General features: G+C 63.4%; 23 protein-coding genes and 1 pseudogene. 20 read left to right on the top strand and 4 right to left on the bottom strand.

The features are described from left to right. Window positions 1-191: 191 nt before the first annotated feature. On the bottom strand, window positions 192-1,622 hold the full coding sequence (locus DEM27_RS19175; RefSeq protein ID WP_245445944.1) for a glycosyl transferase family protein: 1,431 nt from the start codon (window positions 1,620-1,622) through the stop codon (window positions 192-194). A 310-nt stretch (window positions 1,623-1,932) separates the two neighbouring features. On the opposite strand from DEM27_RS19175, the gene DEM27_RS19170 reads away from it, so the two are divergent. The 5 genes from DEM27_RS19170 (at window position 1,933) to DEM27_RS19150 (ending at window position 7,789) form a co-directional block, all read left to right on the top strand. Then, complete coding sequence (locus DEM27_RS19170; protein ID WP_109459861.1) at window positions 1,933-3,954, top strand: TonB-dependent receptor domain-containing protein; 2,022 nt, start codon at window positions 1,933-1,935, stop codon at window positions 3,952-3,954. A gap of 179 nt (window positions 3,955-4,133) precedes the next feature. Continuing rightward, window positions 4,134-5,057 carry a siderophore ABC transporter substrate-binding protein gene (locus DEM27_RS19165; RefSeq protein ID WP_109459860.1) on the top strand — a complete coding sequence of 308 codons (924 nt, stop codon included), beginning with the start codon at window positions 4,134-4,136 and terminating at the stop codon, window positions 5,055-5,057. Between the two features lie 53 nt (window positions 5,058-5,110). Continuing rightward, a complete protein-coding gene (locus tag DEM27_RS19160) occupies window positions 5,111-6,073 on the top strand; it encodes an ABC transporter permease (protein ID WP_109459989.1) in 963 nt (320 codons plus the stop codon). Between the two features lie 13 nt (window positions 6,074-6,086). Continuing rightward, window positions 6,087-7,034, top strand: a complete 948-nt coding sequence (locus DEM27_RS19155) for an iron chelate uptake ABC transporter family permease subunit (protein ID WP_109459859.1) — start codon at window positions 6,087-6,089, stop codon at window positions 7,032-7,034. Beyond that, window positions 7,031-7,789 (top strand): iron ABC transporter ATP-binding protein, encoded by a 759-nt coding sequence (locus tag DEM27_RS19150; protein ID WP_109459858.1) that lies wholly within the window; start codon window positions 7,031-7,033, stop codon window positions 7,787-7,789. The genes DEM27_RS19155 and DEM27_RS19150 overlap by 4 nt, the downstream gene beginning before the upstream one ends. A 185-nt stretch (window positions 7,790-7,974) precedes the next feature. Here DEM27_RS19150 and DEM27_RS19145 read toward each other — a convergent pair whose 3' ends face one another. After that, a complete protein-coding gene (locus tag DEM27_RS19145; protein WP_165823490.1) occupies window positions 7,975-9,522 on the bottom strand; it encodes a winged helix-turn-helix domain-containing protein in 1,548 nt (515 codons plus the stop codon). 133 nt (window positions 9,523-9,655) lie between these two features. Here DEM27_RS19145 and DEM27_RS19140 point away from each other — a divergent pair, with 133 nt between their 5' ends. The 12 genes from DEM27_RS19140 (at window position 9,656) to DEM27_RS19090 (ending at window position 19,104) form a co-directional block, all read left to right on the top strand. Beyond that, on the top strand, window positions 9,656-10,405 hold the full coding sequence (locus DEM27_RS19140; protein ID WP_109459856.1) for a DUF1194 domain-containing protein: 750 nt from the start codon (window positions 9,656-9,658) through the stop codon (window positions 10,403-10,405). A gap of 90 nt (window positions 10,406-10,495) precedes the next feature. Continuing rightward, complete coding sequence (locus DEM27_RS19135) at window positions 10,496-11,335, top strand: class I SAM-dependent methyltransferase (protein ID WP_109459855.1); 840 nt, start codon at window positions 10,496-10,498, stop codon at window positions 11,333-11,335. 67 nt (window positions 11,336-11,402) lie between these two features. After that, window positions 11,403-11,696, top strand: a complete 294-nt coding sequence (locus DEM27_RS33630) for a hypothetical protein (RefSeq protein WP_128755531.1) — start codon at window positions 11,403-11,405, stop codon at window positions 11,694-11,696. Window positions 11,697-11,820: 124 nt separating this feature from the next. Further along, window positions 11,821-13,476, top strand: coding sequence for a cytochrome-c oxidase, cbb3-type subunit I (gene ccoN / locus DEM27_RS19130; protein ID WP_109459854.1), 1,656 nt, complete (start codon window positions 11,821-11,823; stop codon window positions 13,474-13,476). Window positions 13,477-13,479: 3 nt separating this feature from the next. Continuing rightward, window positions 13,480-14,232 (top strand): cytochrome-c oxidase, cbb3-type subunit II, encoded by a 753-nt coding sequence (gene ccoO, locus DEM27_RS19125; protein WP_109459853.1) that lies wholly within the window; start codon window positions 13,480-13,482, stop codon window positions 14,230-14,232. 16 nt (window positions 14,233-14,248) lie between these two features. After that, complete coding sequence (locus DEM27_RS19120; RefSeq protein WP_109459852.1) at window positions 14,249-14,419, top strand: cbb3-type cytochrome c oxidase subunit 3; 171 nt, start codon at window positions 14,249-14,251, stop codon at window positions 14,417-14,419. Beyond that, complete coding sequence (ccoP, locus tag DEM27_RS19115) at window positions 14,410-15,291, top strand: cytochrome-c oxidase, cbb3-type subunit III (RefSeq protein WP_109459851.1); 882 nt, start codon at window positions 14,410-14,412, stop codon at window positions 15,289-15,291. The genes DEM27_RS19120 and ccoP overlap by 10 nt, the downstream gene beginning before the upstream one ends. Continuing rightward, the gene (locus DEM27_RS19110; protein WP_109459850.1) at window positions 15,288-15,482 is read left to right on the top strand and encodes a hypothetical protein; all 195 of its coding nucleotides are present in this window, start codon (window positions 15,288-15,290) and stop codon (window positions 15,480-15,482) included. Before ccoP ends, DEM27_RS19110 begins: the two co-directional genes overlap by 4 nt. A gap of 18 nt (window positions 15,483-15,500) precedes the next feature. After that, complete coding sequence (locus DEM27_RS19105) at window positions 15,501-16,313, top strand: DUF2189 domain-containing protein (RefSeq protein ID WP_109459849.1); 813 nt, start codon at window positions 15,501-15,503, stop codon at window positions 16,311-16,313. Then, window positions 16,314-18,578: a heavy metal translocating P-type ATPase gene (locus DEM27_RS19100; RefSeq protein ID WP_109459848.1), complete on the top strand. Its 2,265-nt coding sequence runs from the start codon at window positions 16,314-16,316 to the stop codon at window positions 18,576-18,578. Continuing rightward, window positions 18,575-18,733, top strand: coding sequence for a cbb3-type cytochrome oxidase assembly protein CcoS (gene ccoS / locus DEM27_RS19095; RefSeq protein WP_109459847.1), 159 nt, complete (start codon window positions 18,575-18,577; stop codon window positions 18,731-18,733). Before DEM27_RS19100 ends, ccoS begins: the two co-directional genes overlap by 4 nt. A gap of 20 nt (window positions 18,734-18,753) precedes the next feature. Continuing rightward, entirely contained in the window at window positions 18,754-19,104 is a 351-nt protein-coding gene (locus DEM27_RS19090; protein ID WP_109459846.1) for a hypothetical protein, read from the top strand. A gap of 185 nt (window positions 19,105-19,289) precedes the next feature. Here the strand turns inward: DEM27_RS19090 and DEM27_RS19085 are convergent, their stop codons facing one another. Continuing rightward, window positions 19,290-19,616, bottom strand: coding sequence for an ArsR/SmtB family transcription factor (locus tag DEM27_RS19085; RefSeq protein ID WP_109459845.1), 327 nt, complete (start codon window positions 19,614-19,616; stop codon window positions 19,290-19,292). A 76-nt stretch (window positions 19,617-19,692) separates the two neighbouring features. On the opposite strand from DEM27_RS19085, the gene DEM27_RS19080 reads away from it, so the two are divergent. Next, complete coding sequence (locus DEM27_RS19080) at window positions 19,693-20,889, top strand: MFS transporter (RefSeq protein ID WP_205908925.1); 1,197 nt, start codon at window positions 19,693-19,695, stop codon at window positions 20,887-20,889. Between the two features lie 39 nt (window positions 20,890-20,928). Here the strand turns inward: DEM27_RS19080 and DEM27_RS34680 are convergent. Beyond that, a pseudogene (locus DEM27_RS34680) lies at window positions 20,929-21,315 on the bottom strand (3'-5' exonuclease); the annotation flags it as partial. A gap of 137 nt (window positions 21,316-21,452) precedes the next feature. Here DEM27_RS34680 and DEM27_RS19070 point away from each other — a divergent pair. Together DEM27_RS19070 and DEM27_RS19065 are read left to right on the top strand one after the other, a co-directional pair. Then, complete coding sequence (locus DEM27_RS19070; protein WP_109459843.1) at window positions 21,453-22,415, top strand: AraC family transcriptional regulator; 963 nt, start codon at window positions 21,453-21,455, stop codon at window positions 22,413-22,415. Window positions 22,416-22,501: 86 nt separating this feature from the next. After that, the gene (locus DEM27_RS19065) at window positions 22,502-23,416 is read left to right on the top strand and encodes a hypothetical protein (RefSeq protein WP_128755530.1); all 915 of its coding nucleotides are present in this window, start codon (window positions 22,502-22,504) and stop codon (window positions 23,414-23,416) included. The last annotated feature ends 233 nt before the right edge of the window (window positions 23,417-23,649 follow it).

The raw sequence follows: 23,649 nt of genomic DNA, 5'->3' as shown, positions 1-23,649 counted from the left end.
ACTGGTTTTCGCTCTGCAAGGAATGACAGACCGATCAGAACGAAATTCTGTATCTCTGGCGTATCGGAAAGCCGTGTCCGCGTGCATTCACCGAACGCACACATGATTTCGACCGGGGTGACCTCAGCCCGGCGACGATCTTCACAACCCCGTCCCGAAACTCGCCATCCGATGACGGCGCAGGTGCGCCATCAGCCCATCTCGGTCGGGCGGCTTCGCCACAACGTCACGGCATGGTTGCGGGCGGCCTCGAAACTTGCATATCGGGAACCCGGTGCGATGAAAAGGGCCGCTGCCGCCGTGCTGGTGATCACCGCTTCGACGGCAGGATCGCGGGCCGCCCCCGTCCAGATCGCCTGCCAGTATTCGCGGCTGCTGAAGCCGATGGCGGGAGGGGACGACAGGGCTTTCTGGGAGGGGATGTCGATATCCTGCGGCACGCCGTCCACCAGCCTGTGGATCGTTGTCGCCCTGAATGGCGTGAATTCGGCGAAGTCACGCGTGTTGCCGAGGATCGCGATGTCGTTCGAGGACAAAAGCTGGGCCGCATCGCGATGCAGGCCGCGTTGCGACGGCCGTGCGACGCCGAGCAGGCTGGCGCGGGCACCGAGCGGATTGAGCAGGTGGACGACGATATTCGTCGGCAGCCGCATCTCGAGCAGTGGATAGAGGCCCAGCAAGCGCTGGATCTGCCCCGAGACCGCGCCGATCGGCAGGTAGGCCATCGACGTCTTCGCCAGCGCCTCGCGGGCCGCGCCAATCGACGTGCAGACGGATATGCCGGACAGGCGGGCCGCAAGCTCCAGCTTGCCGGCCTCCGGTCCCTGGCCATGATGCCCATGCAGGAGCACCCGGTGGCCGGCCGCCGCGACCAGCCGCACCGCATGCAGGAACCAGGGCGGCGTTCGCAATTTCGGCGAGAGATAGCTCGGCCAGTCGATGTCGGCATGCCGGTCGGAGGGTTGGTAGGCACCGATATGACGCCGCGCCGCCGTGGTGAAACCCGCCACTTCGGCGGCAGTCACGCCGCGATAATGCATTGTGCTCAAAAGCGCGCCGATCTGCAGCGGATCGGCCTCGCCGCCAAGAATGATCGCCAGCGCATCCTGCGCTTCGTCCATGGTCAGCGGTCGGCTGCGGCCCGGCCCGGTGCCGATCGTCGCGATATATTTGGCAAGCCGCTTGTGCGGTTCGGCATTGTGGCCGATGCGGGCAAGCTTGCGGGCGAAATCGGCGGGGGTGGGCTGGCCTTCCAGCAGGAAACTCGGCGAAACGGCGAGCGGCGGCGCCTCGATCAATGGCGGCTGGTCCCAGCCACCCGGTGCGGCGTTTGCATCACCGGCATTGGCCGCCGGCTGCGTCAGCAGGTTTTCCGTCTCCGCCACCAGCGCGCGCACGCGCTGGCGCAGGCTTTCGGCCAGCGGTGTCGGGATCAGCCCCTTACCGGTGCGGACGAACAAAGGGTCGCCGTAGATTTCGCGAAGCTGGCCGAGCATGCGGCTGACCGCCGGGCTTTGCAGGCCCATGCTGGCGGCTGCGCCGTTGACGCTGCCCTCGCGCAACAGCGCGTCCAGCGCCGTCAGCAGCCGCAACTGGCCGAGACGGTCCGGCTGCTGGGGCACCTCCGCTTTCGATGGTGCCTTCCTGCCGTGCGCAGCCTTGTCCGGCGCGCCACGGCCAGCCTCGGCATCTTGCTTTAATTCGAATTTAGAATCTTTCGAAAACAACGTCGTTGACCCCTTTACCCTCCCCTAACTAAGTGGACTACATCGCTCAACTTAATTGTCCAGGCGTAACGTGAATTTGAACATGGGGGTTACGGTAATGCGGGGTGGTTTGACGGCAGGAGTTCCAGGCAGATCAGCTCATGTGTCGCGCGCGGCGCGGCCTGTCGGCTGGCGGCATGTGACGCGTCTGGCTCTGGCGGGGACGATGCTCTCCGCGCCGGGTGCTGTTGTCGCACAGGACGGCGAGGAGACGAAACTGAAGAACATCGTCGTCACGGCGGCGGGTTTCGAACAGAACGTCAAGGATGCTCCCGCCAGCATCACGGTCGTCACCCGCGAGGATCTGGAGCGCGGCGCCTACCGCGACCTCACCGATGCGCTGCGGGAAGTCCAGGGCGTCGCCGTGACCGGCGTTGCCAATGAAAAGGACATCTACATCCGCGGCCTGCCCGGCGCCTACACCCTGATCCTCGTCGACGGCAAGCGCCAGAGCACCCGTGACGCCCGCACCAACGGCAATTCCGGCTACGAGCAGAACTACCTGCCGCCGGTTTCGGCCATCGAGCGGATCGAGGTCGTGCGCGGCCCGATGTCGTCGCTCTACGGTTCGGATGCCATGGGCGGCGTCATCAACATCATCACCCGCAAGGTGACCGACACCTGGAGCGGCACCATCACCACCGATGCGACGGTGCAGGAGCACGACAAGTTCGGCAACACGGCGCAGGGCTCGTTTTACGCCAACGGCCCCGTCTATCAGGACATGCTCGGCCTGCAGATCTGGGGCCGTGGCCTCAAGCGCAGCGAAGACCGAGAACTGAGCGGCATCACCGGCGCCAAGGAGCTCTACATCACCGGCCGCCTGACCTTCACGCCGAACGAGAACCACGACATCTTCCTCGAGGGCGGCCATACCAATGTCCGGCGCGAGGCCAATGCCGGCCGCACGCTGGACGCGACCGCCAACGGCACCTACAGCGACAACAGCCGCGATCACTGGTCGCTGACCCATGTCGGCCGCTGGGGACCGACGACGTCGGAATTCTCCATTTCGCAGGAATGGGCGGAGCGGCTGAACTACAATTACACGCCGGCGCGAAGCCGCTACGTCGAAAACGCCCGCTCGCCGGAAATTCGCAACACCGTCATCGACGGCAAGTTCACCACGCCGTTCGATCTCGGCGGCTCGCACACGCTCGTCACCGGAGGCCAATATTTCGAGGCGCGCCTGACCGACCAGAATCCCGGCCGCCGCACCGGTATCGACGAAACCTTCTCGGCCACCCAGTGGGCGCTGTTTGCCGAAGACGAGTGGCGCATCGTCGACAACTTCGCGCTGACCGCCGGCCTGCGCGCCGACCATCACGAAGAATACGGCTATCATCTGAGCCCGCGCCTCTACGGCGTCTGGAACGCCACGGACCAGATCACCGTCAAGGGCGGCGTTTCCACGGGTTTCCGCGCTCCGGACATTCGCAACATTGCGCCGGGTTACGCCTATACGACGGGCGGCGGCGGTTGCTCCTACGGCCCGAACGGCACCTGCGGCGTGATCATCGCCGATCCCAGCCTCAAGGCGGAATCGAGCACCAGCTATGAAATCGGCGCCGTCTGGGACAATGGCGACGTCATCCTCGGCGCCACCTATTTCTACACGGATTTCAAGGACAAGATTTCCAACGCGCTGGTGCTCGACGCCAACGGCCAGCCGGTGCGCTGGAGCGAGGACCCGAACTATAGGCTCTGGTACAACTACAATATCGACGACGCCGTCATCCAGGGCGTCGAGCTGACCGCCACCTGGCATGCGACCACGGATCTTTCGCTGCGCGGCAGCTATACCTACACCGATTCCGAGCAGCGCACCGGCGCCTATGCCGGCTTCCCGCTCGCCCGTACGCCGGAACACATGGCCAATCTGCGTGCCGACTGGGTGACGCCGATCGAGGGCCTGGAGAGCTGGGTGCTGTTCAATTACCACGGTTCGGAAATCGCCTCCGGCGCCCGCATCGGCACCAGCGGCACCCCGGTCACCATCAACGGCGCAGCCGGCCGCAAATACGATGCCTATGCCACCGTCGATCTCGGCGTGAAATATGCCTTCAACGACAGCACGATCCTCAATGCCGCCGTCTACAACGTCTTCGACAAGGAAGTCGAACCGACGGACTTCAACACCATCGGCGAAGGCCGGCGGTACTGGATCAGCATGAGCAAGACCTTTTGAGGACAGGCCGGAGCCGGCGGCCGCATCGGGCGGCGCCGGTGGGCGCCAAGCCGTGATACGGGCTCCGGGCTGACGTCCGGGGCCATATTTCGTCGGCGAATTGCCGATATCCGAAGCGAAAAGAAGGTTTCGATCCGATCGGGGTCGAGCCGGCGATCGCATTCAGCAGGAGAAAGACAATGCTATTCAATCGATCGAGACTGTCGCTGGCAACCGTTGCCGCCCTCGGCGCGCTCTTCGTCGGCGGCCTCGCCCAGGCTGCCGATCTCGTCGTCAAGCACAAGCAGGGCGAAACGACGATCGCCGGCACGCCGCAGAAGGTCGTGGTCTTCGACCTTGCATCGCTGGATACACTGGGGGCCCTCGGCGTCGAGATCCAGGGCGTGCCAGGCGGCGTCAAGCCGGCATACCTGTCGCAGTACAATGACGACAAGTACGTCAAGGTCGGCACGCTGTTCGAACCGGATTACGAAGCGGTCAACGCCGCAGCCCCGGACCTGATCATCGTCGCCGGCCGCTCGGCGGCAAAATATGGCGAGCTTGCCAAGATCGCGCCGACCATCGACCTGTCCGTCAGCGCCGACAATTTCATGGACGAAGCCAAGAACAACGTCGTCACGCTGGCGACGGTGTTCGACAAGCGCTCCGAGGCAGACAGGCTGATCGGTGCGCTCGACACCTCCATTGCCGCCCTGAAGGCATCGGCGGCCGACAAGGGCAAGGGTCTTCTCGTGCTGACCACCGGCGGCAAGATGAGCGCCTTCGGTCCGGGCTCGCGCTTCGGCATGATCCACAGCGTCTACGGCGTCCAGCCAGCCGCCGAGACGACGCATGTCGGCAATCACGGCCAGGCGATTTCTTTCGAATACATCCTCGAAACCAATCCGGACTGGCTTTTCGTCATCGACCGCGATGCGGCGATCGGCCGGGAGGGCACGGCTGCGGCGCAATATCTCGACAATGAGATCGTGCAGCGCACGAAAGCCTGGAAGAATGGCCATGTCGTTTATCTCGACGCCGCCTCCTGGTATCTCGTCGGCGGCGGCATCACCGCCATCCAGAATACGGTCGACCAATTGACATCGGCGCTGAACAAGGGCTGATGGGGCCGGGCGGCCCTCCGGCCGCCCGCCGTTTCACCGCTTGCCCCGTGATCATGTTGCTGCTCAAATTCCTTGTCGCATTTCTGGTTCTGGCGTTGCTGGCTGCAACGAGCCTTTTTGTCGGCGTCAGCGACGTGTCGCTGGCCGCCATCTGGTCGGGCGACAGGACGGCCGTGCTGGTGCTTATGGAAAGCCGGATCCCGCGCCTGCTGGCGCTGATCTTTGCCGGTGCCGGCATGGCCGTCTCCGGCACGATCATGCAGATGCTCGCGCGTAACCGTTTCGTCGAGCCGTCCACGGCCGGCACGGTCGAATGGGCAAGCCTCGGCATGCTTTGCGTGCTGCTGCTGGCGCCCGGCCTGCCGGTCTATGTCCGCATGCTGGTGTCCACCGGCTTCGCACTGGCGGGGACCGCGATCTTCCTGCTCGTGCTGCGCAAGATCCCGCTGCGCTCGCCGCTGATGGTGCCGTTGATCGGCATCATGCTCGGCGGCGTTGTGGATGCCGGCACCACCTTCTTCGCCTATCGCTACGACATGCTGCAATCGCTGGCCAGCTGGACCACCGGCGACTTCTCCGCCGTGCTGCGCGGCCGCTACGAACTGCTGTGGGTGTCGCTGTTCCTGACGCTGCTTGCCTATGTCGCCGCCGACCGCTTCACCGTCATCGGCATGGGCGAGGAGTTCGCCACCAATCTCGGGCTCAACTATCGCCGTGTGACGGCCTTCGGCCTCGTCATCATTTCGGTCGTCACCGCCTGCGTCGTCGTTACCGTCGGCATGGTGCCCTTCGTCGGCCTGATCGTTCCCAATATCGTCAGCATGACGACCGGCGACAGCCTGCGCAAGTCCCTGCCCTGGGTGGCGCTCTGCGGCTCCGGGCTGGTGCTCGCCTGCGACATCATCGGCCGGCTCGTCATCGCACCGTTCGAAATTCCCGTCGGCACCGTGCTCGGCGCCGTCGGCAGTGCCTTCTTCCTCTACCTCGTCTTGAGGAGGCAAGCCGGTGTTGCCTGAGGCGAAGCGGAAGATGCCGCCGCTCGGTATCCTGCTGGTGGCCGGGGCCGTCGCGCTGGTTGCCTGCGCCCTGTTCATGACGCTAGGCGCCAAGGGCAGCTGGAGCTTCATCCTGCCTTTCCGCGGCAAGAAGCTGGCCGCCATGCTGCTCGTCGCCTTCTCGATCGCCGTCTCCACCGTGCTGTTCCAGACCATCACCAACAACCGCATCCTGACGCCGTCGATCATGGGGTTTGACGCGCTCTACGCCTTGATCCAGACGGGTTTTATCCTGATGTTCGGCGCGACGCGGGTTTCATCCGCCGATCCGCGGCTGATGTTTTTGGTGGAATGCGGCGCGATGATCCTGTTTTCCTGCGTCCTCTACCGCTGGCTGTTTTCCGGCGCGGCGCGCAGCCTGCACCAGTTGTTGCTCGTCGGCATCATCTTCGGCGTCTTGTTCCGCAGCCTGTCGCAGTTCATGCAGCGGATCATCGATCCCAACGATTTCATCGTGCTGCAGGACAGGCTGTTCGCCAGCTTCAACACGGTGGAAAGCGACCTGCTCGGCATCGCCGCGCTGATGATAGCGGCTGCCACGCTCGTCGCCTGGCGTGTCGCCCATACGTTCGACGTGCTGGCACTCGGTCGCGAGATGGCGATCGGGCTCGGCGTTCCGCATCGCCGCGTCACGACGATCATCCTCGTCGTCGTCGCCGTGCTCGTCTCCGCCTCGACGGCGCTGGTCGGCCCGGTCACCTTCTTCGGCCTGCTGGTGGCAAGCCTCGCCTATCAGATGATGCCGGACAGCCGGCACCGCCATGTCTTGCCCGCCGCCGTCCTGTTCGCCATGATCGCACTGGTCGGCGGCCAGATCGTGCTAGAACGCATCTTCGCCTTCGATACCGCGCTCGGCATCGTCATCGAGTTCGTCGGCGGCCTGTTCTTCATTCTTCTGCTGATCCGGGGAGCGGCCAGATGATCCGCATCGACAACGTCTCGAAACGGTATGGCGGCACGCTGGTGGTCGACGGCGTCGACCTGACGCTGGCCGGCGGCGGCCTCACCTCGATCATCGGCCCGAACGGGGCGGGAAAATCCACGCTGTTGTCGATGATCAGCCGCCTGATCGGCATGGATGCCGGCACGGTGACAGTGGATGGGCTGGACGTGACGAGGACACCCGGCGACGTGCTGGCGCGGCGCCTGTCGATCCTGCGGCAGGACAATGCCATGACGGCGCGGCTGACGGTGCGCGATCTCGTCGCCTTCGGCCGCTATCCCCACAACAAGGGCCGGCTGACGGTGGACGACGGCCGCCATATCGACCGGGCGCTTGCCTATCTCGAGCTTGACGGCCTGAAGGGACGGTTCCTCGACGAATTGTCCGGCGGCCAGCGCCAGCGCGCCTTCGTCGCCATGGTGCTCTGCCAGGACACCGACTACATGCTGTTCGACGAACCGCTCAACAACCTCGACATCAAGCATGCGGTGACGATGATGCGCCTGCTGCGCCGGGCGGCGGAAGATCTTGGCAAGACCGTCGTCGTTGTGCTGCACGACATCAACTTCGCGTCTTGTCACTCCGACCGCATCATCGCCATGAAGAACGGTCGTGTCGCCGAACAGGGAAGCCCCGAAGAGATCGTCCGCGCCGAGGTGCTCGAAGCCATCTACGGCACCGCATTCGCCATCCACATGATCGACGGCCAGCGTATCGCCACCTATTTCCGCTAGGGTATCCCTTTGTTTTTGCTGCATTGTCCGACACAGAGGCGATTCTGCGTGCAGGACGAGCCGTCACGAAATGGTGCGCCGAAAAGCCTCCGGTTGATCTGGACGCCTGGATCGCCCGCGCGGCAAGAAGCTTGGTTGTCTCTTTCGTCATCGGCGGCAGGGCAGCAGTCCAGAATGCGATAATTTCACAAGTGCGCCTCATGCTCCGGCAAACCCGCTTGCGCCAGTCCTTCGATCCACAGGGTCATCATCCAGTCGTGCCCCATCCGGCTGCGGCGGGCGTGTTCGAGGCTATAATCCGGCTGAAGCTCCAGAATGCGTGACAGCACGATCCTGGCGTCTTCCTTCCGCCCGGAAAGGGCAAGCGCGGCCGCGAGGAACCGGTGCGCGATGATATGCGCGGGCGATTCCACGATGATGCGCCGTGCCAATGTGATCGTCGCCTCGAAGTCCTTCAGAAAAAAACGCGCTCCCGCCAGGCCCAGCAGGAAGAAGTAGCTGCGCGGATCGAGCGGGCTGAGCCTGCGAGCCGCCTCGAATTGCTCGATGGCGCGCTGGCACTGGCCCGTATAGACGAAGACCCAGCCGCAATAGGAACGGATGGCGGGCGTATCCGGGTGGAGTGCCAGCGCCCGGTCGGCAAGGTCGGATGCGCGCTCGAATTTTTCTCCGAACATGGCCGAGGCCCAGGCAGCGGTGGCGAGCGCGGCGGGATGCTCCGGATCGGCGAGGACGGCGCGCTCGGCAAGGCTGCAGCTTTCCGCATAGGCTTTCTCGATATCGTCGCGCCAACCGTTGAGGGCCATCCGGCCGACGCAATCGGCAAGCGCGGCAAGGGCGTCGACATAGTTCGGATCATGCCTCAACGCCATGCGCAGCAGGGTTTCGGCTTCTGCGAAGCCTTCCCGCGTGTAGGCGTGGAAAAGCGGCAGGGAGCGAAGATAGAGATCATAGGCGCCCAGGTCGTCGGTCCGCTTCTTCCGGGCCTTTTCCACTTCCGCCGTCTGAAGGCTCGGCTCAATGGCGAGTGTCACGTCCCTCGCGATCCTGTCCTGCAGGGCAAAGACATCGTCGAGATCGCCCTCGAACCGGCCGGCCCAGACCTGGCGGCAGGTTTCGGCCTCGACCAGCCGGGCCGTCAGCCGCAGGCGCCGGCCGTCCCGGCGCAAGGTTCCGGCGAGAACGTAATGTGCGCCGAGTTCGCGTCCTATCCGGCGAAAGTCGCCATCCTCCTTCCGGACGGCGAAGGAGGAATTCCGGCCGATAACGTAAAACCAGCGGATACGGCTGAGCGTGACGATAAGGTCATCAGCGATGCCGAGGGCGAGATAGGCCTGATCGGCATCGCCGGTCATGTCGGCAAACGGCAGGACGGCCAGCGAGGGTTTCTCCGCCCCGCGAGCGCTTTCTGCCGCCCCCTCAGCGCATCGCAGCCTGACGCCGTTTCCCGCTTCGGTTTTCGTTCCTTCCAGCAGATAGCCGCGTCCCGGAAAGGTGCGCAGATTGTGCCGGTATTTTACACCAAGCGCGCCGCGGATGTCCGAGATGCAGCGCGCGAGCGATTCGTCGCTCGCCGTGACATTCGGCCAATTGCCATCGATCAGGGTTTCCTTGGAGATAACCTGTCCTGCATTGTCGGCGAGGAGCATCAGCAGGTTGAACGAGCGCCGCCGCAACTCGACGGGGCGGCCGTCGTCGTCGCGCACTTCGCGCTGATCGATCAGAATCATCATCGTTTTTCCGCCCATGCCGGATTTCAGGAAGATTTCAAACCGTTTTCAGGACGCCTGTCCACCGGTTTCCTAAGCTTGCCTGACGCTGCGCCTCGTCGCTGTCGACCGTTTCGAATGCCGGGAGGAAACCGATATGTCGCGCCTGAAATCGTTCACTGTTTCAGCCTGCCTGCTTGCTGGGCAGATCTGGCCAGCGACGGCGGCCAATCCGCCGGAGGTGGATGCGGCCATCGTCTTCGCCGTCGACAGTTCCACCTCGATCGATCCGGTGCGCGCGGATCGGCAAAGGCTCGGGCATGCCGAGGCCCTGCGCTCGCGCGAGGTTGTTGCCGCCATCAAACAAGGCCGCGCCGGCTGCATCGCCGTCACCTATTTCGAATGGGCAAGCGTCGGCAGCCTGCGCACCGTCCTGCCGTGGCGGCTCGTCTGCAACGAGGCTCAGGCCAATGCGGCAGCCGAGGCGATAGAACAATACGGCGACACCGGCCGCGGCCGTAGCCGTGGCGGACGGACGTCGATTTCCTTCGCCATCGATGCCGCCAGCCTGTCGCTGCGCGCCTGGGAGGGCAAGGCGGCGAAAACCGTGATCGACGTTTCGGTGAACGGCACGAACAATGACGGCCTGCCCGTCGAGGTCAGCCGCCGGCAGGCTCTCGCCGAGGGGCATGTCATCAATGCCATTGCCCTTGACCGTTCGGAGGAGGGAGTGACACATGATCTCCCCGGTTATCTCCACGCGGCCGTCATCGGCGGTCCGGGTGCCTTCGTGGCGGTGTCGAAGGACCCTGCCGACTACGTGCGGGCGCTGCGGCGGAAGCTGGTGGTCGAAATAAGCGGCCTCGATTGGCCGGCGGATGCGGCAACGTCGATTTATGTGCGATGATCGTCCGGTTGCCCACGCGCTTTCATGCGCGCCTTCGCTCCCGGCCATTCCGGTCGCGGCATCCGGGCGACCAGGCAACGTGAGGGGATCATGACGAGAAACGCGACAAGCGCCGGCCACGAGGCCAGCAACGCCGGATGGCTCGACCTGCATTTCGAATCCTCCCGGCCGGAATATGAAGCAGCGCTGCGAGCGGTCGGCATAAGCAAGGGCTGGAGCGTTCTCGACGCGGGATGCGGAAGCGGTGGTTTCCTGCCGCACATCGCGGAGTTGGTCGGCGCGGCCGGCTCCCTTACCGCGCTCGATCTCGCTCCCGAGAATGTCGAGATGGCCGGCGCCCTGCTTGCCGCAACGGCCTCGGGCGCGCCTGCCCGCGCACATGTCGGCAATGTCCTGGCGCTGCCTTTTGCGGATGCGACGTTCGACTGCGTCTGGTCCGCGAATGTCATGCAATATTTGACGCCGGCAGAATTCCGCCAGGCCGCTGCCGAAGCCGGGCGCGTGCTGAAGCCGGGCGGCCTGTACGCCGTCAAGGAGTTCGATTCGACGTCGCTGCAGATACGGCCGATCGACTACGGCATTTTCACGCGCTTCATGGCGGCCCGGATGGAGACGTTCCGCAAGAAAGGTGTGCTCGGAACGGATTGCGGTTCCCGGTTGCCGGCGCTGCTGGAGGACGCAGGCTGGAAGATTGTCCGGCGAAGGGGCTGGATGGTGGAGCGCTGGGCGCCCGCAGGCATCCACACGCAAAATTACCTGCGCGACCTGCTCTCCTATTTCGCAAGCGTCGCCGCGGACTACGACCTGCCTTCCGACGACCACCGCTATTGGCGGGGCCTGGCCGGCGCTCCCGATCGTATGCTGCAGAGCCCTGAATTCTGCTATCGGGAGTTTTTCACCGTTGTGGTCTGCCGGCTCGAAGGCGCGTGATCCGATTTCCCCGTATGAGCGCTCGTGCGACAGAGGCGCAGGCGTGGCATCCGTTCGGCGGCGGATGATGGCTCGAATTGCCCGATCTCCTCGTCTGCCCCGCGCGGCACGGACGTTTTTCCTGCCGTTCAGACGCACACCGCAATCGAAACCCCTTGCATCGCCGCGTAAGGGCGGCATCAAAGCGATGTTTGCCCAAGCCGGCCACAGTCTCAAGCTCGCAACCGGCGCGACCTCCAAAGGCGGCAAAAATTCTTTGCATGATTGCATATTGTCTTGGCCGGATGACCAAGGTAGTTTTCCAGTCGAGTTCACTTGGATTGCCAGCTTCGGCGCGGCTTTTCTCAAAGCCGCCAGCTGAGGCGCGGTCTTTCCTGTCGTTCGACACGATGGTCTTATCCTTTTGATATGAAATGGGATTTTTTAGGGAACAATTTTTCGGATAGAACGTTCAGAATTTTTACTGAAAGCAGCAGGAGGGGGGCATGGGTCAGTTAACGTCGGGGGAAAGACAGCTGGGGGTTGTCGTACTTGTCGTCCTTGCCATTATCGGAATAGCAATGGCGGCAGGCGGACGGTTCGATCCCATCGGAATCCACGGGGTTCTGGTTCTCGTCTACAGCCTCGCTCTGTTATACGTGCTTTTCTCCCAGGCATTCGGACCGGAGCCCGATGCCAGCCGCTTCGCCAGCTACTACGACGATCCGATCAAGGTCGGCATTGGGCTTACGCTCGTCTGGGCGGTGTTCGGAATGTTCATCGGCGTATGGGCGGCAGCGCAGCTTGCCTGGCCCAGCCTCAACTTCGATATGGCGTGGTCGAGTTTCGGGCGGATAAGGCCGGCACACACCACCGGCGTCATTTTCGGTTTCGGAGGCAACGCACTCATCGCCACCTCGTTTCATGTGGTGCAGCGGACATCGCGGGCGCGGCTGGCCGACCAGTTCTCCCCCTGGTTCGTCATCTTCGGATACAATCTCTTCTGTCTTATCGCGGTTTCCGGCTATTTTATGGGCGTTACCCAGTCCAAGGAATATGCGGAAGCCGAATGGTATGCCGACCTCCTGCTGGTCGTCGTCTGGGTAACCTATTTCTTTCTCTATGTGAGAACCCTGGCGCGCCGGAAGGAACCGCATATCTATGTGGCCAACTGGTATTTCATGGCGTTCATCATCGTGGTCGCCATCCTGCACATCATCAACAATCTGGCAGTCCCCATCTCGCTGACCCATGCCAAAAGCTACACGATCTGGGCGGGCGTGCAGGATGCCATGGTCCAGTGGTGGTATGGGCACAATGCCGTGGCGTTCTTCCTGACCGCCGGCTTCCTGGGCATGCTCTATTATTACCTGCCCATCCGCGCCCAGCGGCCGATCTTCTCCTATCGGCTGTCGATCCTCAGTTTCTGGGGGATCACCTTCTTCTACATGTGGGCCGGCTCCCATCATCTTCACTACACCGCCATGCCGCTCTGGGTGCAGAACCTCGGCATGACATTCTCGGTGATGCTGCTGGTGCCGTCCTGGGCCTCGGCCGGCAACGCGCTGCTGACCCTGAACGGAGCATGGCACCGCGTGCGTGACGACGCGACCTTGCGCTTCATCATGATGGCGGCCTTCTTCTATGGCCTGTCGACGTTCGAAGGGTCCTTCCTTGCAATCCGGCCGGTCAATTCGCTGTCGCACTACACCGACTGGACGGTGGGACATGTGCATGCCGGCGCTCTCGGCTGGGTGGCAATGATCACGTTTGGCGCGATGTACACGCTGGTGCCCTCGCTCTGGAAACGCCAGCGCATGTATTCGTCGGCGCTCGTCGAAGTGCATTTCTGGCTCGCGCTGATCGGCACGCTCATCTATGTGTTCGCGATGTGGAACTCGGGCATCATCCAGGGGCTGATGTGGCGGACCTATTCGCCCGACGATACGCTCGTCTACTCCTTCGTCGATACGCTGCTGGCGATGTATCCCTATTATATGGCCCGCGCCTTCGGCGGCCTTCTCTTCCTGATCGGGGCGATCGTTGCCGCCTACAATGTCTGGATGACCGTCCGTTTCGTGCCCGGCGTCGTCGATGCGACCGCCGACAAGCCTTTGGCTGCCGACGCCCACGACGATGCGACGCCAGCGCCTGCGGAGTGACAGATGAGCGAACTTCTCCATAGAAAGCTGGAACGCACCGCCGTTGGCTTCATGCTCGCCATCGTGGCGGCGGCAAGTGTCGGCGGCATCGTCGAAATCGCGCCGCTCTTCACCATCCCCGAAACGGTCGAAGACGCCCCCGACATGCGGCTTTACACGCCTCTGGAAGTGGCTGGACGCAATATCTACGTTCGCGAAGGCTGTTATGCCTGTCATAGCCAGATGATCCGGACGCTGCGCGACGAGGTCGAACGCTACGGGCCTTATTCCCTCGCGGTCGAATCCAAATACGATCATCCGATGCTGTGGGGATCGAAGCGGACCGGGCCGGACCTCGCACGCATCGGCGGCAAATATTCCGACCTGTGGCATGTCGCGCATCTGATGAACCCGCGCGATGTCGTGCCGGAATCCAACATGCCCTCCTACAGGTGGCTGGCCACCAACGAACTCGACCGCTCCAGCCTGAGCCAGCACCTGAGCGCCCTGAGGGCCGTCGGCGTTCCCTATACCGACGACATGATTGCGAATGCTGCCGCCGACGCATACGGCCAAGCGATGCCGGACAGCACGCAGTCGTCAGGCGTGACGGAACGTTACGGCGACGAGACCCAGGTCTCCGCCTTCGATGGCGTCAAGACGGGCGTCACCGAAATGGATGCGCTGGTCGCCTATCTCCAGATCGTCGGCCGCCTCACCAAGGCGGCCCACGACCATACCAACGCACCACAACAGGTATCCAACCCGGAAAACTGACGCAGGAGGCATCGATATGGATTTCAGCCACGACACGATGCTGGCTCTCGCGAAAGTCTGGGGCCTCTTCTATCTGTTCGCGTTCTCGATCGGCGTTGTCATCTACACCTTCTGGCCGCGCAACCGGGAGCGGTTCACCCGAGCGGAAACGGAGATTTTCGACAAGGACGACATTCCATGGACATAGAGGAAACCGACCAGGTCACCGGACGCCGGACGACGGGCCATATCTGGAATGGCATCAGGGAACTCGATACGCCGATACCGAGGGGTATCCTTCTTTTCCTGATCGTCACGCATCTGTTCGCCGCCCTCTGGTGGCTGCTCGAACCCACCTGGCCGCTCGGCACCACCTATACCAAGGGGCTGGTCGGCAGCGACCAGAAGCAGACCGTCGAACAGAACATCGCCGCTGCCGCCAGCGCCCGGCAAGCATGGACCACACAGGTAGAGACCTTGTCCTATGACGAGATCCGTGCCGATGAAGGCTTGATGGCGAAGGTCCGGTCGAACGGGCACCAGCTTTTTGGTGACAATTGTGCGGCCTGTCACGGGCGTGACGGAAAGGGTGGGCACAACTACCCCGACCTTACCGACGACGATTGGCTCTGGGGCGGCGGGCCGGAAAAGATCGCCGAAACGCTGACTGTCGGGGTGAACTCCCGGAATGAAAGCAGCCGCATATCACAGATGCCATCCTTTGGTGCCGACCAGATGCTTGAGCGCAAGCAGGTTCTCGACGTGGCTGCCTATGTCTATTCGCTCAGCAATCCGGAGAGTTCGACGGCCAGCAATATCGGATCGATCGAGGCCGGCCGCGAGGTTTTCCTCACCACCTGCGCATCCTGCCATGGCGAGGATGCCAAGGGGAACGCCGATGTCGGTGCGCCAAACCTCACCGACAACCGCTGGATCTACGGCGGGACGATCGAGCGGATCATCGAGACGATCCATGGCGGCAGGCAGGGGCATATGCCGACCTGGGATGAACGCCTGACACCGCTGCAGATCAGGATCCTGGCTCTGTACGTCAATTCGCTGGGGACGGAGAAGCCATGACGACGCAGGCGAAGCAGGCCGGAATGCGCATACCGAAATGGATTTGGGCTGCCCTGGTGGTGGCGGTCTTCTGCGGCGCAAACGCCCATCTCGTCTACGTCGCGATCACCAGTCAGCCACAATGTCTCGACCACCTGAAGGAAAGAGGCGACGAGCCCGGCGCGTTCCGGGCGGCATCGCCGTCGTGCTGAGCAACGAGGGAGAACGGAATGTCACAGAAAGACGATTCGGTCCGCTATCTCAGCGAGCTATCCGGGATCGACGAGACCCAGAATCCCCGATGGCAGCGGCATCTGCCAGCGCGCGCGCCCTTCGATTGGCTGGCGCAGGGCTGGCGGGATTTCGTCACGCAGCCATCGCTGAGCCTCGCCTACGGCATCGCGGTCTTCTGCATCGCAGCGCTGGTGGTCTGGTCGCTGCTGGCCTACGGGCGTGACTACCTGCTCTTTCCTGTGCTCGCCGGATTGCTGATCGTGGCGCCGCTCTTTGCGACGGGCCTCTATCTGAAAAGCCGGGCGCTTGCCAATGGCGAGCGGGTGACGATCGGCGCCATGCTGGGCGTGCGGCCGCTTGCCGGAGCGCAGGTATTCTTCACCGGCATGCTGCTCTGCATGCTGATGTTGCTGTGGATGCGGGCGGCGGTCATCATCTACGCGCTGTTCTTCGGTGTTAACCCCTTCCCGGGGATCGACGGCATCGTCCACCTGCTGCTGACGACGCCCATGGGCTGGGCCATGCTGCTGGTCGGCGCCTCCGTCGGCGCCCTGTTTGCCGGCTTCGCCTTCGCGATCGGTGTTTTCTCGATCCCGATGCTTCTCGACGAGCAGACCGATGCCTTTACGGCGATGGGAACGAGCTGGGCCATCGTCTGGAACAACCTCGGACCCATGCTGGTCTGGGGTGCGATCGTTCTGGCATTGTCGATCGTCGGCCTGGCGACCGCCTTCGTCGGGCTGGTGATCATCTTCCCCCTGCTGGGTCACGCGACCTGGCACGCCTACAAGGCCATGCGAGGGCTCTGAATGTCCTGTTGCGCCCCTGTCGATCTGTCCTCTGTCCCGACCGCGACCGGACCGGCGGCAGAAGAACTGGCGCTCTCGAGCAGGGACCTCGGCAATGGCCTGCGCCAGACGATCCTTGCAGTTCCCGATATGCGTTGCGGCGCCTGCCTGTCGACGCTGGAAAACGTGCTTCGAGACTTACCTGAAGTCGAGATGGCGCGTGCCAATCTGACCACCAAGCGCGTGACGGTCAACTGGCGAGCCGCGACGGGCGAAGCACCGAATCTTGCAGGTATAATCGCCTCCGCCGGTTATACCGCCCATCTTCCGGGCGAAGACCTCGACAGGGAAGATCGCATGATGTCGTTCCTGCTGCGGGCGCTGGCCGTGGCCGGGTTCTGCTCCATGAACATCATGGGGCTTTCGGTTTCCGTCTGGGCCGGGGCGGACCCGGATACACGTGCGGCGTTTCACCTTCTCTCTGCGGTGCTGGCGCTACCGGCGGTACTTTATTCGGGGTCGATCTATTACACGTCGGCCTGGAAAGCGCTTTCCCATGGGAAGGTCAACATGGACGTGCCGGTCAGCATCGGCGTGCTCCTGTCCTTCGGGCTCAGCCTCTACGATACGCTGGCAGGCGCACCGCACGCCTATTTCGAAGCCAGTACGTCGCTGCTCTTCGTCCTGCTCGTCGGGCGTACCCTCGAACACCTGATGCGCCGTCGGGCGCGCTCTGCCTCCGCTGCGCTGGTGGGGCTGATGCCTTCGGGCGCGATGGTCGTCGCGCCGGATGGAAGCACCGATTATCTTCCGTTGACCATGATCGCTCCGGGCATGCGCCTGCGCGTGGCGGCGGGCGATCGTATCCCCGTCGACGCTATCGTCCGTTCCGGCAGTTCCAGCCTCGACCGATCGTTCATCACCGGCGAAAGCCGGTCACAGCCGGCAGATGAAGGCGGAAAGGTCCATGCGGGCGATCTCAACCTGGCAAACCCGCTGACGATCGAGGCAACCGCCACGCCGGACACCTCGACGGTCGCGGAGCTGGCGCGCCTGCTGGAGGGCGTCGAAAACGGCCGTGACACATATCGCAGCGTCGCGGACCGGGCCGCACAGCTCTATGCACCGGTCGTGCACAGCCTTTCGGCTTGTGCCTTGCTGTTCTGGTGGTTCCAGACGGGCGACTTCCATCTGGCGCTCACCATCTCGATCTCCGTTCTCATCATCACCTGCCCCTGCGCCCTTGGTCTCGCCGTGCCGATGGTCCAGGTCGTGGCTGCCCGCCGCCTGTTCGAGCAAGGCATTGTCGTGAAAGAGGGATCTGCGCTCGAACGGCTGGCGAGAATCGACACCGTTGTCTTCGACAAGACAGGCACGCTGACAACCAGTGAGCCGAAGCTGCTGAATGGTGAAGCGATTTCTTCGCAGGATATGGCGCTTGCCGCCGCCATGGCCAGCCACTCGCGCCATCCGCTTGCCAAGGCGATCGCCGCTTTCGCAAACCCCTCGAACAGCAAAGCCTTTCCGTTTACCGAGGTTCGCGAACATGCCGGCTCGGGCATCGAGGCCCGCCTGGGCGACGATCGCTATGCACTCGGCCGCAGGGGGTGGGCGACGCCGGCCACCGCAGATGGCGAGGCAGACGATGCTCGCACCGTCCTCGGACGCAATGGAAAAATCGTCGCCGCATTCGTTTTCGGCGAACGCCTTCGTGCCGGCGCCGCACGCACCGTCAGGCGTCTCAAGGGTCGCGGGCTCGGTGTCCACATGCTGACGGGCGATACATCCGTTTCCGCCAAGGCGGTCGCAATCCGGGCCGGCATCGATGTCGTTGCCGCGGGCGTACAACCGCAGGACAAGGTTGCTTATGTCCGATCCCTGCAATCTGCCGGCAAGACCGTCCTGATGGTCGGCGACGGGATAAACGACGCCGCGGCGCTGGCTGCCGCCCATGCCTCGATCGCGCCTGCTTCTGGCAGCGACATCGGCCGCAGTTCCGCCGATGTCATCATGATGCGGGACAGTCTGGAAGCGGTCGTCCAGTCTCTATCCGTCTCGAAGAGCGCCGCAAGGCTGATCCGCCAGAATTTCGCCCTGGCCGTTGCCTATAATGTCGTCAGCATACCAATTGCCCTGACCGGACATGCGACGCCGCTCATCGCTGCCATCGCCATGTCCGCCTCTTCGCTGACGGTGGTTGTCAATGCGTTGCGGCTGGGCGTGGGTGAAGACCGTCCATCCGCGCGAGAACGAACCGGGCTAGCAGCCATGGAGCCAGCCGAATGAGCGCGCTCCTGCTCCTGGTTCCGTTGGCCATGGCGATGGGCGCCGTTGGTCTCGGGGCCTTTTTGTGGTCCCTTCGTAGCGGCCAGTTCGATGATCCCGATGGTGCGGCGGAACGTATTTTCAGTGATGCAGACGACAAGCCGATCAACAGATAAGGCCTGGAAAGGAAAAAGTGATGGAGAATCCCGATCATCATGGGCAGGATGCCGGTGGGGCACCGGCCGGAACCCGGCTTCGGTTGCTTGACCCATCGGAAGCGGTAACCGGCCTTGCGTTTGTATTCGGCATCATTGGCGCATTGATCGCCGTCATTGCCACATTGGCCCTGACGAGCGGTTCCGGTGCCGGAAGCCTGATTGTCCAGGGTGTGATCGCCGTCTTCGCCGGCGGATCGGGGGGCATCGTCATTGGAGGCATGATCGGCGCGATAATCGGCGTCGTCAAAGGTGTGATCATACCGGTGAGAAGCGACCGCGTGATGAAAAAACAGGAAGGCCCCCTTCCCCCAGTATCGAGCCATCGCTAGCGCCGCTTTGGCGGATTGATTGATCGCGACCGGATTTGATGCCGAACTGGCCGGGCTTTCGCGACGGCAACTGGAAGGCTGTTCGAGAAAAGTCTCGGCGCTACCCCGGGAGGCCTCTATCTGCGTATCCGGCTGGAAGCAGCTGTCCAGGGAGCGGAGCGCCGTTTGTATCGTTCAAACCGCGCCTACGCCTTGGCGGCAGCCCCGAGCACCGAACCGATCAAGCCCGGAAACCGTGCCTCCAGATCCTCGTGGCGGATACTGAGGCGGCGGCCGCGGCCGAGCGATTCGTTGCGGATGACGCCTGCCTCGCGCAACACCTTCATCAGATGCGACTTGGTCGATTTCGGCATCAAGGGATCGGAGAGATGGCAATGCGCCATTTCCAGGGGTCCGTCGGCGAGCTGGCGCACGATGGCCAGGCGCTCCGGATCGCTCAAGGCGAACAGCACGTCGGTCAGCCGCAGGTCGTCGCGGGCGGGATGGGGGAGATCGGTGATTTCGAGCGCCATGGTTCGAATTTAATTGAACCGTGAAGAAAATGACAGTAGAGAATGGTTCGAAACTATTCGAACCATCAGGTGCCTTGTGACCGATACGATACAACCCCTGTCGACAGGCAGCCCCGCCGGTTTTCGCATAACGCTTGCCGGAATGGCGGTGATGATGGCCGGCGCCAGCGCACCCTCACCCTTCTATCCCATGCTGCAGCTGCAGATCGGCTTTTCGGCGGCAACGCTCACCGGCATCTTCGCCGTCTATACCGTCGCGCTGCTGGTATCGCTGCTGGTCATGGGGTCGCTGTCGGACCATGTCGGCCGGCGGCCGGTGATCTCGGTCGGCTTTGCGCTGATGGCGCTGAGCCTGCTGTTGTTCTGGCAGGCGGGCGACGTCAGCGGGTTGATCGTGGCACGGGTGTTGCAGGGCGTCGCCGCCGGGCTGCTGCTGTCGGCGCTTTCTGCGGCGGTGGTCGATCTCGAGCCGAAGGACAGGCCCGGCAGCGCCTCGGTGTGGAACTCCGTCATCCCGCTCGGCGGGCTTGCCGTGGGTGCGCTTGCCGCAGGCATCCTGATGGACGTGACCGAGATGGCGGAGGCCGACGTGTTCGGCACGCTGGTCGTCGCTTATGTTCTGTTCGCCGCGGCGATCTGGCTCATTCCCGAGACTGCGCCGCGGCATGAAGGTGTCTGGGCCTCGCTCAAGCCGCGGATCGGCGTGCCGGCGACGGCCGCCAAGGCATTCTGGCGAAGCGCGCCGGCTGTCGTCGCGGGCTGGGCGACGGGCGGGCTGTATCTCTCGCTCGGCGCGCCGATCGTCCGCCATGTTTTCGGTGCCGAGGCACATGTGACGCAGGCCAGCGTCATCGTTCTGCTCTGCGCCGCGGGCGCCGCCGCCTGCTATATGGCGCGCCGCCATTCCTCGCGGCAGGTGACGCTCTACGGAACCTCGGCGCTGTCTGTTGGCACCGCGCTGACGCTGGCGGCGATCGCCTGGCAATGCTTGCCGGCCTATCTCGTGGCGTTGGTGATTGCCGGAACGGGCTTCGGCACCTGCTTCTACGGCGTGCTGCGCTCCATCGTCCCGGTCGTCCGTCCGGATGAACGTGGCGAACTCTTCGCCGCCCTGTTCACCCTCAGCTATCTCGCCTTCGGCATACCGACCCTGCTGGCCGGCATGGCAGTCGGCATCTTCGGGCTGACATCGACGACGTTGGGTTACGGCACATTGATCGTGCTGTTCTCGGCGACGGCGGGATTGTTGCGGAAGTTCGGGACACGGGACTGAGGTTTCACCTTGTCGACAAGGCTCAGGCCTTGATCGAGAGCGCTCAGCCGCCGGATCGGCGTCCGGCCAGCGGTAGATTTCGGCGCGCAGATATCGCAGCTCGTCGTCGAGGGCTTCTTCCGGAACCTCGACCCACCAGGATTTCGGACGTCCGTCGCTGCCATCCGACCATCGATAGCCGCGCGCCTTCAGATGGTCCTTCATGTCGAACGGGCTGTGTTCGGCGAAAATGCGGACACGCGAGCGCTGGCTTGCGGCGAAAAGTTCGGCAAACGGCGTTTCGCCTGGGCCCGGCCCGCCCTGGGCCAGGACCTCCAGCAGGGCAAAACAATCATCGACGGCGCGATGTCCGTCATGGAAATATCCGGCCTGGCCGATGAGATAGCCCAGTTTCGTGCCTTCGAAGCCACGGGCCGACCAGTCCACCGAGTGACCCTGATCGGATCGTCCGGAAGGAGGTGTTCGGCCGCAGGCGCTCCGGGAGGCAGGGCAGTTGCCTAGCACCGACCGAGCGCCCTATATTCCATCATTCGAATTTCATTCGCCGACAGGGGAACATAAGGGTGCTGCGCTTCACGACGGATGACATTCCTGCCGGAGATCGGTTTGACCACTGGCGCGAAGTACGCGGAAAAAGCGTCTTTGGCGTCACGATCGAATTGGAGCGCGAGAAGCGCGCCCAGTTTCGCGGCCAGTTCACTGCGGAGGTGTATGGCGGCGCCATCGTCTCCGAAATGGAGGCATCGGCCTATCGCGTCAGCCGCACGAAGGAGGATGTGGCGCGCTTGTCGGGCGACAACCTGCTGATCAGCTGGCAAGTTTCAGGTGGCGGGTGGATGGAAACCGGCCGCCGGCGCGACCTCTACCGCGTCGGAGCCCATGATCTGGCGGTTGGCCACTCGGATCAGACCTATAGGGCGATGCCGGAAGGCAACCTCGACTTCCGTTACAGGGTGATCAAGATCCCCCTCGCCGGACGCGACTTCGCCTCGGACCGGCTTTTCGATCTAAGCCCCGCCCCTATCGAAGACCGGTCTTCCGTGAAGCAGCCGTTGAGGGCGCTGTTTTCAGCGATCGGCGCACGCGACGCCTTCCTGGGCGATCCCGAAGACTGCATCGACGCCATCGGGCGGCTGGCGTTGATGGCGACAGGCAAGCTGCGGCTGCACGACCCCGATAACCGGACGGCGCTGCGCATGGCGCTGTATCACATGGCCTGTGACATCCTCCGCCGCGATCTCCGCCGGCCGGAACTGTCGCCGGCGCACGTTGCCCGCGAACTTTCCATCTCGCCACGACAACTGCACATCTTGTTCGAGCCCTCCGGCCGCTCTTTTGCCCGCACGCTGGCTGGCCTGCGGCTGGAGCGTGTTCGCGGCCTGTTGCGCGGCCGGCCGGAGCGCAATGTCGCCGAAATCGCCTTTGCCTGCGGCTTCGACAGCCTGGCGACCTTCTACCGCGCCTTCCGCGCCGCCTATGGCATGACACCCTTGGATGCGCGCGCCGGGCTGCACGCCGACGCCTAATAAAGTCCAGGCTTTGCGCTGGATGAGAAGATCGCTCCCGGTTGACCGTGATAGGGCGCCTTGATCCATCTGCGAGGTGCCCGTTCATGCAAACTGCGTCCGCTTTCATGGAAAGCGTTCTGCCGAAGCCGCTTCCGTTCGCGCTCCTGCCGCCTCCGAGGCTGGACAGGGCAAGGATTGCCGCCCATGCGGACTTGCGTCCGGTGCTGAAGGCCCAGGCCAACGCGTTTCTGGCGATGCATCGGCAGCTACCGCGAATGGCGGCAATCTTCGGCAAGCAGCAGCGCTATCTGCTGGGGCAGCTTGCAATCGCCATGGCGTTCGAATGCGGCGAGCACGGTTTCGTTGTGGCGCATTACCTGGAAGCGGTGAAGGCGCATGGCATCGCCAGCCGCAACACCGCCATCAGCTTCATCGAGGAAATGTTGCATTACAAGATTGCGCAGATCAGCGTGCTGGGCGCCAACCGACGCTCCCGCCCGGTCGCGCTGGCTCCGGCAACAGTCGAGGTGCTCACCACCTGGCTTGGCCTGCATCTGGACAGCCTGGATGCGCTCGACGGTGGAAACCGGCGCTCCGAACTGCAACAGGATCCGCAATTGCTTGCGCAGGTGCATCCGCTTATCGTTCACCACATTCTGTCATCGAAAAAGACCATGAGGCCGGTGCGGATCTTCGCCTTCCTGAGCGACATGAACGATGGCCGCGTGCTGATGGACACCATCATCACCAGCCTGCACGACGCCCCCGCCGGCACGACGCGTTTTCCCACATTCGTCCACGCCTACAGCCAGTTGTGCGAACCGCTGCGCATCAGCCGCACCCACCTGCTGCGCAAGCTGGCGGTTTCGGAACAAGCCGGCCATGTCGGCTGGCTGGGCAGGCGCGGCGCCTCTACCTTCTGGATTTCGAAAGAGTTTCTCCACGACTACGAAACCTATCAGGCCGAGAAACTCGCCAACATCGAAAGCGCGTGGCAGGCGATCCGGGCGGCGGACTGATACGGCTATTGCAGAAGCTTCACTGCCCCGCAACAACTGCATTGCGGAAGGGATTTCGCGACGCCGACAGTCGCGACCGGCTGGCTGTCGGCCTGCCCGCCGCAAAATCCTTCCTCTTCGACAGCGCCGGCACGCGCATCCGCTGAAACCTGCGACAGGACGCCACGCAATTCCCTTTGCCTTGTTTGATCAAACGCAAAGAAACGGGCGCGCAACAGGCCTATCTCTTGCAC

Origin of the sequence: Rhizobium album, from assembly GCF_003122325.1 — a bacterium.
Taxonomy (GTDB): domain Bacteria; phylum Pseudomonadota; class Alphaproteobacteria; order Rhizobiales; family Rhizobiaceae; genus Metarhizobium; species Metarhizobium album.
The sequence above is the reverse complement of the archived record's forward strand: the minus strand, read 5'-3'. Positions and strand labels throughout refer to the sequence as shown.

Bases quoted from the DNA above. Each gene is read 5' to 3' on its own strand.
- DEM27_RS19160 (WP_109459989.1), top strand. From the start codon at position 5,111: ATGTTGCTGCTCAAATTCCTTGTCGCATTTCTGGTTCTGGCGTTGCTG.
- ccoO (WP_109459853.1), top strand. From the start codon at position 13,480: ATGAGCGAACTTCTCCATAGAAAGCTGGAACGCACCGCCGTTGGCTTC.
- DEM27_RS19065 (WP_128755530.1), top strand. From the start codon at position 22,502: ATGCAAACTGCGTCCGCTTTCATGGAAAGCGTTCTGCCGAAGCCGCTT.
- ccoP (WP_109459851.1), top strand. From the start codon at position 14,410: ATGGACATAGAGGAAACCGACCAGGTCACCGGACGCCGGACGACGGGC.
- DEM27_RS19170 (WP_109459861.1), top strand. From the start codon at position 1,933: ATGCTCTCCGCGCCGGGTGCTGTTGTCGCACAGGACGGCGAGGAGACG.
- DEM27_RS19105 (WP_109459849.1), top strand. From the start codon at position 15,501: ATGTCACAGAAAGACGATTCGGTCCGCTATCTCAGCGAGCTATCCGGG.
- DEM27_RS19110 (WP_109459850.1), top strand. From the start codon at position 15,288: ATGACGACGCAGGCGAAGCAGGCCGGAATGCGCATACCGAAATGGATT.
- DEM27_RS19150 (WP_109459858.1), top strand. From the start codon at position 7,031: ATGATCCGCATCGACAACGTCTCGAAACGGTATGGCGGCACGCTGGTG.
- DEM27_RS19120 (WP_109459852.1), top strand. From the start codon at position 14,249: ATGGATTTCAGCCACGACACGATGCTGGCTCTCGCGAAAGTCTGGGGC.
- DEM27_RS33630 (WP_128755531.1), top strand. From the start codon at position 11,403: ATGGCTCGAATTGCCCGATCTCCTCGTCTGCCCCGCGCGGCACGGACG.
- DEM27_RS19090 (WP_109459846.1), top strand. From the start codon at position 18,754: ATGGAGAATCCCGATCATCATGGGCAGGATGCCGGTGGGGCACCGGCC.
- ccoN (WP_109459854.1), top strand. From the start codon at position 11,821: ATGGGTCAGTTAACGTCGGGGGAAAGACAGCTGGGGGTTGTCGTACTT.
- DEM27_RS19155 (WP_109459859.1), top strand. From the start codon at position 6,087: ATGCCGCCGCTCGGTATCCTGCTGGTGGCCGGGGCCGTCGCGCTGGTT.
- DEM27_RS19100 (WP_109459848.1), top strand. From the start codon at position 16,314: ATGTCCTGTTGCGCCCCTGTCGATCTGTCCTCTGTCCCGACCGCGACC.
- ccoS (WP_109459847.1), top strand. From the start codon at position 18,575: ATGAGCGCGCTCCTGCTCCTGGTTCCGTTGGCCATGGCGATGGGCGCC.
- DEM27_RS19085 (WP_109459845.1), bottom strand. From the start codon at position 19,616: ATGGCGCTCGAAATCACCGATCTCCCCCATCCCGCCCGCGACGACCTG.
- DEM27_RS19135 (WP_109459855.1), top strand. From the start codon at position 10,496: ATGACGAGAAACGCGACAAGCGCCGGCCACGAGGCCAGCAACGCCGGA.
- DEM27_RS19145 (WP_165823490.1), bottom strand. From the start codon at position 9,522: ATGATGATTCTGATCGATCAGCGCGAAGTGCGCGACGACGACGGCCGC.
- DEM27_RS19165 (WP_109459860.1), top strand. From the start codon at position 4,134: ATGCTATTCAATCGATCGAGACTGTCGCTGGCAACCGTTGCCGCCCTC.
- DEM27_RS19140 (WP_109459856.1), top strand. From the start codon at position 9,656: ATGTCGCGCCTGAAATCGTTCACTGTTTCAGCCTGCCTGCTTGCTGGG.